The sequence below is a fragment of the Psychrobacillus sp. FSL H8-0483 genome (assembly GCF_038637725.1).
In the GTDB taxonomy this organism is placed as follows: Bacteria; Bacillota; Bacilli; order Bacillales_A; family Planococcaceae; genus Psychrobacillus.
Map to the genome: position 1 here is coordinate 2,839,383 of NZ_CP152052.1, position 15,605 is coordinate 2,854,987.

Here is a 15,605-nt window from a genome sequence, read left to right on the forward strand (position 1 = left end):
ATATTAATTCATTTTTGTTTTATCTACTTACAACTATTTTTCCATCTTTAATAACCTTTTCTACAATATTCGTTCCAAGTTCATAGGCAACATGCTGGTATGTAGGGATATCCCATATCTGCAAGTCCGCAAGTTTGCCAACTTCAATAACGCCTCGATCACTTAAATTTAGAGCACATGCTCCGCCATATGTAGCTGATTTTATTGCTTCTTCTACGGTAAATTTATATAGACGGCATGCAAGGTTAATAACAAATTGCATAGATTCTGTATAACATGCTGGGCAAAGATCCGTTGCAAGTGCTATATTCATCCCTAAGTCAAGCATTTTCCTAGCATTAAAAGGGTGCTTATGGCCAACTGCAAAATCCAGTGCAGGCATTAACACACCAGTTACTTCTGATTTTGCAAGCTTCTCCATCACTTCAACAGGTGTAAAGTTAAGATGATCGACAGAAACCATGTTCATTTCCACCGCTAAGTCCGAACCACCGATGTATGAATACGCATCTGCATGTAATTTTGGTTTCATTCCATATTGTAATGCGGCTTGTAAAATTTGCTTCGATTCTGCTGCTGTATAATAACCTTCATCACACCAAGCATCACAAAACTCTGCAAGTTCACGCTCACCAACTTGTGGAATCATCTCATTAATAATTATGTCAAGGTATTCACTTTTCGACATTCCTTTTGGAAAACCGTGTGCACCTAGAAATGTGTTTAGCACATCTACTGGTGTTTCTTTCCCAAGTCTCCTGCCTACTTCAAGAATTTTAATTTCACTTTCAGTCGTTAAGCCGTATCCACTCTTGCTTTCAATTGTCGTAATTCCGTAATCTAGCATAGACAATAATCTTTTTTTCGATTGTTGAAATAAATCTTCCTCCGATGCATCACGTGTTAATTCAATTGTCCGATTAGGTCCTGTTGTAATGCCAAGCTCTTTCAATTTTTCAGGGTCATTGCCAGTCAATTTTGCCGCATATTCTTCTACACGTGTACCATTAAAGACGAGATGTGTATGGCAATCAACAAACCCAGGTGCAACGACTTTCCCAGTTGCATCGATAATTGTCGAATTCTCTAAAGCAAAATTGTTGCTCACCTCTTCTTCGGAACCAACTCCAACAATTTTGTCATCTTTTATAGCAATCCAAGCATTTTTGATGACTTCAATGCCAGCCATGCCTTCACCTGTACAAGTAATTGCTTCAGCGGCATTACTAATTACTAAATCAACTTTTGATTTCATTCCAAAAACTCCTTTCACTTCCAAACTAACTTTTGGTAATAAACTTAAAGTAGTAAAAATGCAAGTGGCGTAATAATAATGAGTGTTAACACTGTTCTCAAAAACCAAATTGCTAACATATGACTCATTTTTATCGGTATTTCCGTAGATAGAATACATGGAATCAACGCTGAAAAGAATAGAATGGTTGATATGGAAAGTGAACCTATAATGAATCGGGTTTCTAAACTAGCCTCTAGTACGACCAATGAAGGTAAAAACATATCAATCAAGTTAATTGCTGCAGCCTTTGCGGCAAGAAGTGGTTCTGGAATTTGAAGAATCCAAGTTAAGGGATAAAAAATATAGCCAAGGAAATCGAACACAGGCGTATAATTGGCCAAAATTAGTCCCAATAATCCAATAGACATAATGGACGGTAAAATACCCATTGCCATTACTAAGCCATCTTTAACATTTTCCAAAATGTTATCCTTTAGTTTCGGAGCATTGTGAGCAGTAGTCATTGCTTGCTCCCAAGCATACTTTACTCTATTCTCCTTTATAATCTCTTCTGGAAATCCTTCTTCTGTGTAATATTCATCACTCATTTTGTTAATAGGCCAAATTCTAACAGTTATAGCGGTTACAACGAAAGTAACTAAAAAAGTTAGCCAAAAATAAAGATTCCAAATATGCATTATGTCTAGAGTTTTTGCCACAACAATCATAAATGTAGCTGATACCGTAGAAAAGCCAGTTGCTATAATGACAGCTTCCTTCTTTGTATACTTACCTTCTTTATAAATCCTGTTCGTTATTAACAGACCAATTGAATAACTACCGACAAAAGAAGCAACTGCATCAATAGCAGATCTTCCTGGTGTTCGCCAAATCGGACGCATAATCGGTTGCATGAAAATACCGATAAATTCAAGTAACCCATATCCAACTAACATTGCTAAAAAGATTGCACCGATTGGAACGAGCACTCCTATTGGAATGAGTAAACTATAATACCAATATGGCCCCATGTCTTCGGCCATTAACCAAGCTGGACCTATTTCAAACAAGACTAGAAAAGCAGCAATTGCTCCTAATACTTTAAATCCAGATAACACCATTTCCACTTTACTTTTCCTCCAAGTTTTAGTGTAAAATGGGTAAGCTGCACCTAAAACTACTAATATCATTGCATAGTAGGCATTCACAGTATGAGACAACGACCGAATCCACGTAACTAAGTGATCTAATGGAATGGAGTTTTTATCATTTATATCGATTGGAATAAAAAACATAAAGATTCCAATTGTACTAAAAATGAAAAATTTCAAGAAGTTTTGAAGCGAGTATATATTTTGTTTTTCTTCTTTGGCAACTTGACGATTATCATATGATTCTGGAATACTGTTCATTTTTTCACCCCATATGCTGTAATAGCAAATTTATAAATCTTTATTCACTCTCTGCAACTTACTATAAAACCTTACTTAAGAATGATTTAGTTCGATCTTGCTGTGGGTTTTCAAATAAATCTTTAGGGATATTTTCTTCTACAATGAAACCACCATCCATAAACAGCACGCGGTCCCCGACTTCACGAGCAAAACCCATTTCATGTGTCACTACCACCATCGTCATTCCCTCATTGGCTAGCTGTTTCATAACTTCGAGTACTTCTCCTACCATTTCTGGATCCAACGCTGAGGTCGGCTCATCAAAAAGCATAATTTTCGGTTCCATCGCGAGTGCCCTTGCAATTGCGACACGCTGTTTTTGCCCACCAGATAACGAATCTGGATATGCATCTGCCTTTTCTTTTAGCCCTACTTTACGAAGAAGTTCAAGGCCTCTTTCTTTTGCCTTTTCTGTAGATAACTTTCTAACTCTCATTGGAGCGAGGATTATATTTTCTATCACGGTTTTATGTGGAAATAAATTAAATTGCTGAAATACCATACCTACCTCGGTTCTTACTTTATTAATATCTGTCTTCTTGTCCGTAATATCAATGCCTTCGATCAAAACTTGACCATCAGTTATGGACTCTAGTAAATTCAGACATCTTAAAAAGGTAGATTTTCCTGATCCAGATGGTCCAATTACCACCACAACTTCCTTTGGTTTAATGGATACATTAATATCCTTTAAGACTTCATTACTTCCAAACGTTTTTTTTAAATTCTTTACTTGAATCATTCTGTTGCCAACCTTCTTTCAAGACGATTTAATAAGAAACTCAAAGAAGTAGTTAACACTAGATAAATAAGCGCAGCTGTAAGGTAAGGTTCCCATACACGATAATATTGACTTGCCAGTGCCCGTCCATAATACATAAGCTCAGGAGTTGCAACTATCGCTGCAAGTGAGGACTCTTTAATAAGTACTATAAATTCATTCCCTAAAGGTGGAATCATTCTTTTAAAGGCTTGAGGCAAAATAACATCTTTCATTGATTGAATATGATTCATACCAAGAGAACGTGACGCTTCCATTTGCCCCTTATCAATTGACTGGATTCCTGCTCTGAAAATCTCTGATATATATGCACCCGCAATCAACGATAGCGCAATAATACTAGCTACTATCCCGTTTGTATGCCCTATTAACATAGGCACGACACCAAAGTGAATCAATAAAATTTGCACAAATAGTGGAGTTCCACGGAAAAATATAATATAGCAGTTACAAATAAACGAAATAAACTTATTGCGCATCATTTTTCCTAAACCGATTAATAATCCTAGTACCGTCCCTATTAAAATTCCTATAAGCGATAACCCGATTGTCAGTAAGGTCCCCTTTAGAAAGAAAGGGATATATTCTACTATGATGTCTAATCTAAAATCCATTGATTTCCCCCCTAGTGAAACCAAAATTGCGCAACTACTCTTTTAGTGTTACGCAATTTTATTATTCACTTAATTCTGTTGTGCTAGAATTGTTGCTACATCAGGTTCTGATCCGAACCATTGCTCATAGATTTTTGCATATGTTCCGTTTTCAAGAACCTTTGTAACGGCTACATCAAAATCCGCTTTAAGTTCACTGCCTTTTGGAAACATAATTCCGTAAAATTCTTTTTCAAAGCCATCATCATCTGTAATAACAACTAGGTTTTGGTCTGGATTATTTTTTGCATATTCCTCCACAACTGCATTATCAGCTACAACAGCATCTGCACCGCCACTTAGCATTTCCATAATTGCTAAATTATTATTATCGAATTTTTTTATATTCGCATGATTTTTCCCTAAAATGCTCTCCACTGCTTCTTGACCTGTAGTTCCACCAAGCACAGCTACCACTTTATCATTTTTTAAATCTGCAGCATTCTTTATGTCGCTGCCTTCTGGTACTAGAATTTTATTTGTAGATAAATAGTATGGAACAGAAAAATCATACGTTTGTTCCCGTTCGTCATTTATAGTTATCGCACAAATACCTAAATCGGAGAGCTTACTTTTGACTTCAACAAATAAAGGATCCCAACCAACATTGACAAGTTCAATTTCATAACCCGCTTCACTTGCAACAGCATTCATAAAATCTACGTCAAATCCAGTCATTTCCCCTTGATTCAAATAGACAAATGGTGCATAGTTTGCCTCTGTTGCAACTTTAAGTTTTTTCTTATCCCCATTTGAACCATTACTCTTTTCAGCATCAGCTTGATTATCCCCACATGCAGCTAGTATGAGAGAGAAAATCATGACAATTGTTAGAAATACCTTCTTTTTCATTTCATTGTCTCCTTAGAATTATTCTATTTTTTATCCATTAGACCCATAATAGAAAAATAATTTCATTCGAAATTTCGAGTAAAGTAGGGATAGAGATCCAAGTAACCTTAGATCTCTATAATCTGTTAAGTTTATTTGTTAAGCCTTCACTTCTTCTTTATGAAGGTCCTTTGGTCCAAATGTAGCTTCAGGTTTCCACCATAATGGTATTTGGATGCTCTCTTTCGTTAACTTTCCTTTTCCATTTGCAACGTCCTGGGCAATTTCGTAACCTGCTTGCGCATGACGAACAACCCCAATTCCAGAGTCAACGGTCATTGCCACTTCGAGTCTCATATCCGATTCAGCCGTTCCATCCGCAACCATTGTTACACCTGTATGAACCGCTTCTCCCATAGAATAGTTAGCTTGGATTGCAATTAGGTCACACATGCCGACAGCATTTAAAAGTCCGTTCAACATCGGCCAGTCAGAGATCAAATCACTACCGTCCTTCATGTTTTCGGATTCGAATGTTGGGTTCACGATAGAACCAGAGTCTAAGTTGTCACGTGAGAATGCAACTGGACCAGACAACTCTCCACGGCGAATCATATCATTCACTTCCAGCGCAAAAGCCTTACGCTGACCGAAGCCCATATAACAAATACGAGCAGGTAGTGCTTCAATTGGAATATGCTCTTTTGCAAGCTTGATCCAACGTGTCACTAGGTGATCATCACCGAATTTTTCCAAAATCATGTCATCAATTTTGCGTAGATCTTCCGCTTCTCCTGATAGACAAATCCAACGGAACGGCCCACGCCCCTCACAGAAAAGTGGACGGATATATTCGGCTACGAAACCTGGAAGACGCTTCGCTTCTTTTGCATCCATGCCTGCATCAATACATTCTTTCCGATGGCTTGTACCGTATTCGAACGAGTGAACACCTAGATCCATGAATTTAATTAACGCTTTTAATTCGCGAACCATCGTTTCACGTGCTTTTTCTAAATACAATTCGCGATTTGAATCACGAAGCTCTTCAGCTTCTTGAACTGTATAGCCCGATGGCAAGTAAGAAATTGGGTCATGTCCTGGTGTCATGGAAGTAGAGATATCCGGCAACCATCCTTTTTCAAGTACTTCTTCATAAATATCTGCAGCATTTCCTACAACAGCGATACCTAGTGGTTTACCTGCAGCCGCATATTCTTTTGCCTTCGTAATTGCTTCGTCTAAAGAATTAGCCACCTCATCGATAAACCCTTTGTCGATACGACGTTGAATGATTTCAATATTCGAATCACAAAGAATTGCTACTCCTCCGTGCATTGTCATCGCACGTGTTTGGTTACCACCCATTCCCCCTGCACCAGCAGTTAAAAGGATTTTCCCAACAAGTGAGTCATTGTAATGCAGGCGGGCAATCGCAGAAAGTGTTTCAAACGTTCCTTGAATTACCCCTTGTGTACCGATATATTCCCATGGTGCTGCTGTATAGTTGGCGTAAATAGTTAAGTTTTTGTCTTGTAAATCATAAAATGTTGGCCAGTCTGCTTTCATAATGTTTGTCGTTGCCATCACTACAGTCGGAGCATATTTATGTGTTTTGAAGATAGCCACTGGCATACCAGATTGCACGACAAGTGTTTCGTCATCTTCCAACTCTTTTAATGATTTCACTATTGCATGGTAGGATTCCCAGTTGCGGGCTGCTTTCCCGATTCCACCGTAGATAACAAGCTCTTCTGGCTTTTCTGCATTTTCCATATTATTTTCTAGCATGCGTAAAATCGACTCTTGTCTCCATCCTTTACAACGTAATACTGGACCTCTTTGTGCCTTTACTGAGTATAAGATTTCTGGTGTTGTCATCGATATTTCCTCCTAAAAGAATAATTTGTGTTTTACACTTTTATATACTGCAAGAGTCGTGCCAACTTTCTTCATTCGACAAAAAATAAAGCTAAATTTTCATATAATCGTGTCTCATCAGTGTTTTTTTTACTTTCATCATTGAATCAGTAAATCTTAAATGGTCTTCAGTGCAAAAAGACATTACAATAGCGCAGATATATTTGCATTATTAATCTCAAAATTCAGTAAATATTTTATATTTCCTTGAGGACAATGCTTTTCATCTAGTGCAGATAAATTTTACATGCAGACTCTTCTAAATAATCAGAAGATTATGTTATACTATTGATAATTTTATTTTAGGAAGGAGTAAAACTACCTTGACTGTTGCGTCTATAGGAGCGATTATAAGAAGTTTTGTAGATGGAGTGATTGCTTTAAACGAGCAACGTGAAATTCTTTGGCATGATATTAAAGAGGATATCCCTATTAATATTTCAAAAGGGATGACTATTAGTAGTTTTATGGAATGTGATAACAAACATTTTATAAACAATGAAACATTTCTTCTTGATTTAAACGGAAAACAATTATCGTTTGACGTCAAAGTTTTATCTACGGAGGATACTATTATTTTCTTATGTCTAAAAGATTTAACTAATGAAACGACTAATCTGGAAGAGCGATTGTATTGCTTGGAAAAAATTATTGATTCTCTCGATGAAGGTGTCATGATGAGCAACTCTGAAGGAGAAATTACTTTATATAATGAAGCACAAGAAAAAATGGAGGGATTAATCAGTCAAAATATTATAGGCAAGCATTTATGGTCTGTTTACAATTACAATCCACAATATTCCGAGCATAAGCATACAATTAAAACAGGAAAACCAATTTTCTCAAGGTATCGTGCACATTCTACCATCAACGGAATACCGAAATATGTAAACTATAGTACATATCCAATTCAAAAAGATGGAAAAACCATTGCTGTGTTTTCACTGAGTACAAATGAATCAAAGCTTAAAGACCGACTTCATCAAACAATCGAACAAAAAAGACAAGCAAATGTTACACACCAAGAGAAGGTCCATTCAAAGAACGGTACAATTTTTACGTTTAATGATATAAAAGGGAAAAGCCTTGTACTTTTAGATCTCATAAAGGAAGCCCAAAATGTATCTATCCATAATGCGGATACATTGATTGTCGGAGAGACGGGAACTGGCAAAGAATTGTTTGCGCAAAGTATGCATAATCATAGTCCTAGAGCTAATAAGCCATTCGTGGCAATAAACTGTGCTGCCATTCCGGAGAATTTACTGGAAAGTACTCTATTCGGAACAGTAAAAGGTGCATTTACTGGTGCAACGGATCAAATAGGACTGTTTGAATACGCTCAAGATGGAACCCTTTTTTTAGATGAAATTAATTCCATGCCCATTACTTTGCAAACCAAATTAATGCGTGTATTACAAGAAAGGTTAGTTCGAAAAGTAGGTTCTAATGATGTGGCACCTGTGAAATGTACTATTATTAGTGCATGCAACGAAGATCCGGAGAAACTGATTGCGGAAAATAAAATGCGTATTGACTTGTTTTATCGAATTGCACATACAAGCCTTTACATTCCTCCACTTAGGGAACGCATAGAAGATGTACATTTTTTTATAAATTATTTTTTAGATACATATCAAAGAAAACTAGCAAAATCAGTTCCAATACTTTCTAATTCATTACAAAAAAGTTTACTTCAATATTCTTGGCCAGGAAATATAAGAGAGTTAGAGCATATGATTGAAAACCTAATTATTCGCGTGCCTGAAAATGCTACAGCCATTGAAGTTAATCATCTTCCATCCTATATGCGAGGAAAGATATTAGTGGTGCATTCTACTACTTCATTTGAAGAAAGTAACGAAATAAAAAGACCTCTTAAAAAAATCTTTAAAAGTTCGGAAAAGCAACTAATTGAAACAACGCTGGTACAGTCGAATTGGAATGTATCACAGGCTGCCCAAAAACTTGGTATCACTCGGCAAAGCTTGCAATATCATATAAAAAAGCATGATCTTGAAAAACCTACTATTTAAGTTAATTTCATTGATGGTAAATTTTACAATAAAGTAAAGTTGATTTCCGTTATAGGCGGACGCTTTCCGCGGGGTGAGCGATAAGCCATCACCGCCGCTCATGCGTCGTTTGTGATGTCTTATCTGTCTCACTCATCTCGCTGGAGTCGCCGCCTGCCGCTTCCATCAACGAAGTGATAAATGTTCGTATTTTAATGACAAAGTAATATTCCTTTAGTATTGTTCGTGTTTTTTTATGTAAATTAGAATTATGAAATTGATTCATTTAATTTAATAAAAACACAGAATGGAAGTTTCTAAATCAAACTTCTTTCTGTGTTTCTCTTAGAGAACCATATATGAAAGACTATTACTTCTATACATTTATAGAAATCTTTCTTTATTTCGTTTTCACTTTCCAATCATTATAAAAATCAGCATCTAACCCTAAATTATTTGTTCTTAACCATTCAAATGCTTTCAACACTAAAGGTGAAGCATTTTCAATGGATACCTCTTCTTCAGAAATCCATATAGCTCCTAGTGAGTCTTGGCCTTGAAATTGTTCGGGCTCTATTAAACTGCCCCCTATTTGCTGAACTAAATAAAATACTGCGATATGATGAACATCCATCAATCCTCTCCAGTTAGACGAAATCATGAAATCCGTGGTGCCTATGTTTTGTATAATTTCAATTTCAAGACCTGTCTCTTCTAGAAACTCTCTTTTCATTGCAATTGTTAAACTTTCTCTTTCTTCTAAACTGCCCCCTGGGAGATCAAAACGATTTATATAAGGACCTCCATTTTTATTGATAACTAGCAGCTTCTCATTTTGGACGCAAATTCCATAGACACCAAATGCACGATGAAAATTTCTTTCCTTTTCAATACCCATATACCATCTAATTGCTTTTTGTTCGATTTCCATCGCTAATTGATCTTTTCCATTAATATACGAATCTACGTCATAAGGAAACTTCTTTGCTAACGCTTTTTTTAAATCTCCGTATTCTTTTGCATCATCATGATGTACGCGTAAGTAATCTCGAAATGCAAGATGTCGCTCAATTTCTAGATTTCCCGATTCATACATATGGACATGATGCGTCCGATTATCTCCACCTTTTTGGAAATATCTACGACCAGTAAGCCCATTTTCTCCTTTTGGTTCGTATCCTATAGCAATCATTGCATGGTTATATGTATGAATTTTCGTTATATCCCGAACAACCGGCATTATATCGATAATTGGTTTTGCATATAATCCATGTACGGAAGTACTACCAATATGGTGAATAGCAATGATTTCTGGACCAAAAATTGCTTGAAGCTGCATTGCTTCTTCCTCAAACTTTTCCTTCCAATCCGCTGAAAATGCTAATACCTCCACTTTGCGCATTCCTATCTTCCTCCCTCTATTTAAGAAGTTTCGTTAACATCTCCTTATGAATCTTTGAATAGTTAAGTAAATCAAAATTTCCTTCTGTATTACTAGTAGTAATTTTATTTGCTTGAGACCAAGCCAAGTTATACATCCTTTGATCGATCCAATCATTTATAAGGGCTTCTTCCAGTTCATCTTCATCTTGCTGAATGACCTCTCCTGTAGGCAATACGATAATATCCAGAAACAAATCATCCCACCAAGGAACATTATTTTCTATTCCTATTTCATTGCAAATATCTATATACCACTGCACTACTTCTCCATTCGAATCAAACATGGTAGTTACGGAGTAATTTTGTCCATCTGGAAAGTGCTGCAGCCACATGTATCCATCATCTACAATACAGACACTTTTTTCATCATATTTTACCCATAAGGGCTCCGTAACCTGAATTAAGCTTAGTAGTGTTATATATCCTGTGAACTCCTCTTTCTCAACAAACGATTGTGCATACTCTCTTTTAATAATCCGCTTCCAATCCGAACGATCTCCATACCTTCTTTTTAACATACCTATCCCCCTTTACTACTATTTTTTTCTGAATCAAAACAAAGTTACATCTATCGTGAATAAAGGAAGGTTGATTTTATTCAACCCATAAAGTTCTATAATTTCTGCTATTTCGGTTGGACTCTCTACAACTATCGATATAGTATTACCTTGTACAATCGTTTCTCTTCCTGCCGCATCAAAAAGCACATCTTCGTTTTCAATGCGACCATCTGAACAGAGATACATATACACAGCTACAGATGTATATTGAATAAGGATTCCTATTTCCTTTTCATCTATGAATTCGTCTTCCCCATCATTAATTTCTACTTGTTCCTCTTTTTTAAACAGATTAAACAACCTATCTTCCTCCTTAACGTTTTTTAGACTAGATTTGAAAAATGTATGGAACGGCTGATTTTAGTAAACCTTCTACTCCACCAGGATAATAAGGCATTAGTTCATTAGCGGTTTTCCTATCGACCCATTTTATTTCTGAAATTTCGTCCTCATACTGAATGAAGATTTCTCCTTCTATTACATTCGCGATAAAAGTTATAAATAAAGCATGTTCTCCCTTTTGTTCAAAAAACTTTTCATTTAATGATACAACTTCCCCCACTTGTACTACTAAACCGGTCTCCTCTTTGACCTCACGAATAAGCGCTTGTTCCAAGGTCTCCCCATCTTCTACTGCACCCCCAGGAAGTGTCCAACTTGCTCCAATATTATGGACCATCAACACTTTCTTCTTATCCTCATTTAAAATCAAAGCATACACGACGTTTACTCTTCTCATTTTTAACTGTCACCCCTTAATACTACAAATTATAACAGATGGACTCTTCTGATTTATTAGTAAATTGAAAAGTGCTCCTTTATTACAATAAAAACAGCTATTCGATAGGAAAATCAGTTACAATATTCAATGGTATTATCTTAATAAAGATGGAAGGCAAGCATTTTTACCTCAGAAGGAGAAATTTTATTGAATGTACAAGTATTATTAAAAGGTTATAATTTTTTGTTTTTCGGTTTACTTGCGCTCTTTATTCCATTTTTACCTGTATATTTGGGTGAAAAGGGTTTATCAGCGAGCGAAATAGGTCTGATTATTGGAACGGGGGGCTTTGTGACATTAATTGCACAACCGCTATGGGGTTTCATTAGTGATAAAACAAAAACAATTCGTAAGGTAATGCTATTACTCGTTAGTTTAACAGCAATTTTCGGTTACTTTTTATTTAACGTAGATAGCTTCATGTTACTTATTATTTTTGCACTGCTTGTTTATTTTTTCTTGATGCCAATTGATCCACTTACTGAAAGCCTCAATTTCACTGTTTCTGAAATGGCACGTGTTAGCTATGGCTCTATTCGTACATATGGTGCTCTGGGTTATGCGGTGTTGGCATTAATTTCCGGCTTTGCAATGGATTATTTTGGTGTGAGCAGTGTATCTATTTTGTTTATTATAGTAGGAATTATTTCATTTGGAGTTATTTGGTTTATGCCAGAAGTACAAGCCTCATCAAAACCAGTGACAATGGAAGGCTTTAAACAAGTATTAAACAATAAAGAAATGCTTCTATTTTTAGCGTTAGTGTTTATTAGCGCTATACCGGCTCGTATGAACGATACATTTTTAGGCATTCATATAAAAGCACTTGGCGGGGACACATCATTAGTTGGAATCACCTTCTTCATAGCTGCAACAAGTGAAATTGTTATTTTTGCGTTAAGTTTTTGGTGGTTACGAAAAGGAAAAGAAATGGAAATCATCACGATTGCTACATTTTTTTACTTTTTACGTTTTTTGGCCTCAGGTTTCGTAACGAGTCCGATCGTTCTTACATTGCTACAAGTGTTACAAATGCTAACGTTCCCAATCTTTTACACCGCAGCAATTCAATACTTATATCAAATTATGCCAAAGGAATGGCGTGCTACCGGACAAACCATTCTTGCACTCTTATTTTTTGGATTATCGAGTATCATCGCATCTTATGCAGGTGGATATATTTATAATGAATTTGGTGGGCATTCGTTTTATTTCATCATTTCGGCTATGTCCTTCATCGGCGTGTTATTTGGTATACTATTGACGATTCGTAAACTTAAATTAAATAAATAAACATAGGAGTAACACGAGTAATCCGTGTTACTCCTATGTTTATTTTCATATTGAACATACCCATTGTGGTCTTAAAATTTTCTATACGGACAGAAATATTTTTATCCGGTCACATTTTATTCCTATCTAGTCAGAAATATTTTTATCCGGTAACAAAAATCAAATCCAATAAAAAGAGCAACACCATGGTATCGGTGCTGCTCCTGTTTATGTTTATTATCCTCGTAACTCTGCTCCTGCTTGCTCTGCAAGTGCTTTTAATACTTTGTTATGTGCATTTACTACTTCTTCATCTGTAAGGGTACGTTCTGGATCGAAGTATGTGAGAGAGAATGCAACCGATTTTTTGCCTGGCTCCATTTTTTCTCCTTCATATAAATCGAATAGATGTACACCTTTTAATAATCTTCCACCAGATAACTGAATAATTGCTTGTAGTTCGCCAGAAGCTTTCTCGCTGTCCACTACTAATGCAATATCACGAGTAATGGATGGGAATTTAGAAACTGGTGCATAGTATAATGTTTCCACTTCTTTATTTAATACTTTTGCTAAATTCAATTCCATTACATACGTTTCTTTTAAGTCACGTGCTTTTTGCTCAGATGGGTGTAATTGAGCGATAAGCCCAATCTCTTCTCCAGCTAACTTGATGGAAGCAGTACGTCCAGGATGTAACCCGTCTACTACTGAACGTTCAAATGTAAGCTCACTTGTATGTCCAAGTAGTTCCATTAATCCTTCGACAATTCCTTTTAATACGAAGAAATCGACAACTTTTTTCTCAGCTTGCCAGCTATGATCTAACCATTTACCTGCAATTACAGCTGCTAAATGCTCTTGCTCATGAGGTAAGCCTGATTCTGTTTCACCTAGGAATACGGAACCTACTTCATAAAGAGCAACTGTATCCGCTTGGCGAGCCGTATTATACGTAACAGCCTCTAGTAAATGCGGGATTAAGCTTTGACGAAGGATACTGCGTTCTTCACTCATTGGCATTAATAACTCAGTTACTGGAGCAGTTTCTAATGCAAATTTTTGAGACATTTCTTTTGATGTTAATGAATACGTAATGGCTTGATAAAGACCAGCACCTTCCAAGTAAGCGCGAACTTGACGACGTTTTGCTTGATAAGATGTTAATCCACCTGGTTTTGATTCTTCCACTGGTAATGTCATTGGAATTTCATCGTACCCATACATACGAGCAATTTCTTCTACAATATCTTCTTTAATTTTAATATCTTGACGACGAGTTGGTGCCTTAATATACAAGTATCCATTTGCCGCTTCGAAATCAAATTTAAGTCTAGTTAATATAGAAGTCATTTCTTCTAATGAAATTTTCATTCCTAAACGATTATTAATAAAGTCAGGCGACACAACTACTTCAGCTGGAGTTTTATCTAACTCATCAACTACTATTGAACCAGCTAGGACTTCTCCACCAGCAAGCTCTGCAAGAAGACTTGCCGCACGTTCTGCAGCTGGAATAACACGATTCGGATCGACACCTTTTTCAAAACGGGCACTCGCATCACTACGTAAGTTATGGTCCTTAGAAGTTTGGCGAACGGATCCGCCAACAAAGTATGCAGATTCGATGACAACCGTTGTTGTTCCTTCATGCACCTCTGAATTAGCACCACCCATAACACCAGCAATAGCAACTGGCTCTTTGCCATTTGTAATAACTAAATGATTAGATTTTAGCGTACGCTCTTGATCATCAAGCGTGACAATTTTTTCTCCTTCATTTGCAAGACGAACGACAATTTCTTTTGTTTCCAGTCGGTCATAATCAAACGCATGAAGTGGTTGACCATATTCCATTAGCACATAGTTCGTAATGTCTACTACGTTATTATGTGGACGAACGCCAGCAGCCATAAGTCGGTGCTGTAACCATAGTGGTGATTCTTTTACCACTACATTTTTCACTACTTTTGCTACGTACATTGGATTTTCTATATCAGCATCTACACGTAAGCTTAAGTAATCAGAAGCTTTCTCGTTACTTTCTGTGTATGTTGCTTCTGGATATTTCATATCCTCTGATAGAATTGCCCCAACTTCATAAGCTACTCCAAGCATACTTAGAGCATCTGAACGGTTTGGTGTTAAGCCTAACTCTAGGATTGTATCGTCTAACCCCAATAAAGGAAGTACGCTTTCTCCAGCAGTTGCTGTTTCTGGAAGCACATAAATACCTTCTGCATATGCTTTTGCTACCAGTCTGCCTTCAATTCCAAGTTCTTGAAGCGAACAAATCATACCATTTGATTCTTCCCCACGAAGTTTTGCTTTTTTAATTTTCATGCCACCAGGAAGCACTGCTCCTGGACGAGCAACGATAACTTTTTGACCAGCTGCAACGTTTGGAGCTCCACAAATAATTTGTGTTGTTTCATCTCCAACGTCTACCTGACAAATATTCAACTTGTCTGCTTCTGGATGCTTCACACATTCCTTCACATAACCGACTACTACATTTGTCATTCCTTGAGAGCGATCTATTACTGCATCGACTTCAATACCTGAACGAGTAATTTTTTCACCCAATTCTTTTGGATCAAGTCCTTGTGTATTCACATAATCTGCTAACCATTTCGTAGAAACTAACATGTCATTTCC

Annotated in this window: 13 protein-coding genes and 1 pseudogene; 2 read left to right on the top strand and 12 right to left on the bottom strand. The window is 36.6% G+C overall.

The annotated features are described in order from the left end of the window. Nucleotides 1–19: 19 nt before the first annotated feature. The 6 genes from hutI to hutU form a co-directional block, all read right to left on the bottom strand. A complete protein-coding gene (hutI, locus tag MHB48_RS13610; RefSeq protein ID WP_342598563.1) occupies nucleotides 20–1,255 on the bottom strand; it encodes an imidazolonepropionase in 1,236 nt (411 codons plus the stop codon). 44 nt (nucleotides 1,256–1,299) lie between these two features. Then, nucleotides 1,300–2,649, bottom strand: coding sequence for a YjiH family protein (locus MHB48_RS13615; RefSeq protein WP_342598564.1), 1,350 nt, complete (start codon nucleotides 2,647–2,649; stop codon nucleotides 1,300–1,302). A gap of 61 nt (nucleotides 2,650–2,710) precedes the next feature. Continuing rightward, a complete protein-coding gene (locus tag MHB48_RS13620; RefSeq protein ID WP_342598565.1) occupies nucleotides 2,711–3,433 on the bottom strand; it encodes an amino acid ABC transporter ATP-binding protein in 723 nt (240 codons plus the stop codon). Then, nucleotides 3,430–4,086 carry an amino acid ABC transporter permease gene (locus MHB48_RS13625; protein ID WP_342598566.1) on the bottom strand — a complete coding sequence of 219 codons (657 nt, stop codon included), beginning with the start codon at nucleotides 4,084–4,086 and terminating at the stop codon, nucleotides 3,430–3,432. Before MHB48_RS13625 ends, MHB48_RS13620 begins: the two co-directional genes overlap by 4 nt. Nucleotides 4,087–4,155: 69 nt before the next feature. Beyond that, the gene (locus tag MHB48_RS13630) at nucleotides 4,156–4,977 is read right to left on the bottom strand and encodes a basic amino acid ABC transporter substrate-binding protein (RefSeq protein ID WP_342598567.1); all 822 of its coding nucleotides are present in this window, start codon (nucleotides 4,975–4,977) and stop codon (nucleotides 4,156–4,158) included. A gap of 138 nt (nucleotides 4,978–5,115) precedes the next feature. Next, nucleotides 5,116–6,837 (bottom strand): urocanate hydratase, encoded by a 1,722-nt coding sequence (gene hutU / locus MHB48_RS13635; RefSeq protein WP_342598568.1) that lies wholly within the window; start codon nucleotides 6,835–6,837, stop codon nucleotides 5,116–5,118. 362 nt (nucleotides 6,838–7,199) lie between these two features. Between hutU and MHB48_RS13640 the strand changes: the two genes are divergently transcribed. Then, nucleotides 7,200–8,912 (top strand): sigma 54-interacting transcriptional regulator, encoded by a 1,713-nt coding sequence (locus MHB48_RS13640; protein WP_342598569.1) that lies wholly within the window; start codon nucleotides 7,200–7,202, stop codon nucleotides 8,910–8,912. 379 nt (nucleotides 8,913–9,291) lie between these two features. Here the strand turns inward: MHB48_RS13640 and MHB48_RS13645 are convergent, their stop codons facing one another. The 5 genes and pseudogenes from MHB48_RS13645 to MHB48_RS13665 all read right to left on the bottom strand — a co-directional run bounded on the left by MHB48_RS13645 (nucleotide 9,292) and on the right by MHB48_RS13665 (nucleotide 11,633). Further along, nucleotides 9,292–9,789, bottom strand: coding sequence for an NUDIX hydrolase (locus MHB48_RS13645; protein ID WP_342601386.1), 498 nt, complete (start codon nucleotides 9,787–9,789; stop codon nucleotides 9,292–9,294). A 30-nt stretch (nucleotides 9,790–9,819) separates the two neighbouring features. Further along, nucleotides 9,820–10,293: pseudogene (locus tag MHB48_RS13650) on the bottom strand (GrpB family protein); the annotation flags it as partial. Between the two features lie 16 nt (nucleotides 10,294–10,309). After that, complete coding sequence (locus tag MHB48_RS13655) at nucleotides 10,310–10,852, bottom strand: DUF402 domain-containing protein (protein ID WP_342598570.1); 543 nt, start codon at nucleotides 10,850–10,852, stop codon at nucleotides 10,310–10,312. 33 nt (nucleotides 10,853–10,885) lie between these two features. Then, on the bottom strand, nucleotides 10,886–11,194 hold the full coding sequence (locus tag MHB48_RS13660) for a hypothetical protein (RefSeq protein ID WP_342598571.1): 309 nt from the start codon (nucleotides 11,192–11,194) through the stop codon (nucleotides 10,886–10,888). 28 nt (nucleotides 11,195–11,222) lie between these two features. Continuing rightward, nucleotides 11,223–11,633, bottom strand: a complete 411-nt coding sequence (locus MHB48_RS13665; protein ID WP_342598572.1) for an NUDIX hydrolase — start codon at nucleotides 11,631–11,633, stop codon at nucleotides 11,223–11,225. Between the two features lie 189 nt (nucleotides 11,634–11,822). Here MHB48_RS13665 and MHB48_RS13670 point away from each other — a divergent pair, with 189 nt between their 5' ends. Further along, a complete protein-coding gene (locus MHB48_RS13670; RefSeq protein ID WP_342598573.1) occupies nucleotides 11,823–12,968 on the top strand; it encodes an MFS transporter in 1,146 nt (381 codons plus the stop codon). Between the two features lie 216 nt (nucleotides 12,969–13,184). Here the strand turns inward: MHB48_RS13670 and pheT are convergent, their stop codons facing one another. Continuing rightward, on the bottom strand, nucleotides 13,185–15,596 hold the full coding sequence (gene pheT, locus MHB48_RS13675; RefSeq protein ID WP_342598574.1) for a phenylalanine--tRNA ligase subunit beta: 2,412 nt from the start codon (nucleotides 15,594–15,596) through the stop codon (nucleotides 13,185–13,187). Between the last annotated feature and the right edge of the window lie 9 nt (nucleotides 15,597–15,605).

Coding starts and splice junctions, on each gene's coding strand:
- hutI (WP_342598563.1), bottom strand. CDS start 1,255: ATGAAATCAAAAGTTGATTTAGTAATTAGTAATGCCGCTGAAGCAATT.
- MHB48_RS13615 (WP_342598564.1), bottom strand. CDS start 2,649: ATGAACAGTATTCCAGAATCATATGATAATCGTCAAGTTGCCAAAGAA.
- MHB48_RS13620 (WP_342598565.1), bottom strand. CDS start 3,433: ATGATTCAAGTAAAGAATTTAAAAAAAACGTTTGGAAGTAATGAAGTC.
- MHB48_RS13625 (WP_342598566.1), bottom strand. CDS start 4,086: ATGGATTTTAGATTAGACATCATAGTAGAATATATCCCTTTCTTTCTA.
- MHB48_RS13630 (WP_342598567.1), bottom strand. CDS start 4,977: ATGAAAAAGAAGGTATTTCTAACAATTGTCATGATTTTCTCTCTCATA.
- hutU (WP_342598568.1), bottom strand. CDS start 6,837: ATGACAACACCAGAAATCTTATACTCAGTAAAGGCACAAAGAGGTCCA.
- MHB48_RS13645 (WP_342601386.1), bottom strand. CDS start 9,789: ATGGGTATTGAAAAGGAAAGAAATTTTCATCGTGCATTTGGTGTCTAT.
- MHB48_RS13655 (WP_342598570.1), bottom strand. CDS start 10,852: ATGTTAAAAAGAAGGTATGGAGATCGTTCGGATTGGAAGCGGATTATT.
- MHB48_RS13665 (WP_342598572.1), bottom strand. CDS start 11,633: ATGAGAAGAGTAAACGTCGTGTATGCTTTGATTTTAAATGAGGATAAG.
- pheT (WP_342598574.1), bottom strand. CDS start 15,596: ATGTTAGTTTCTACGAAATGGTTAGCAGATTATGTGAATACACAAGGA.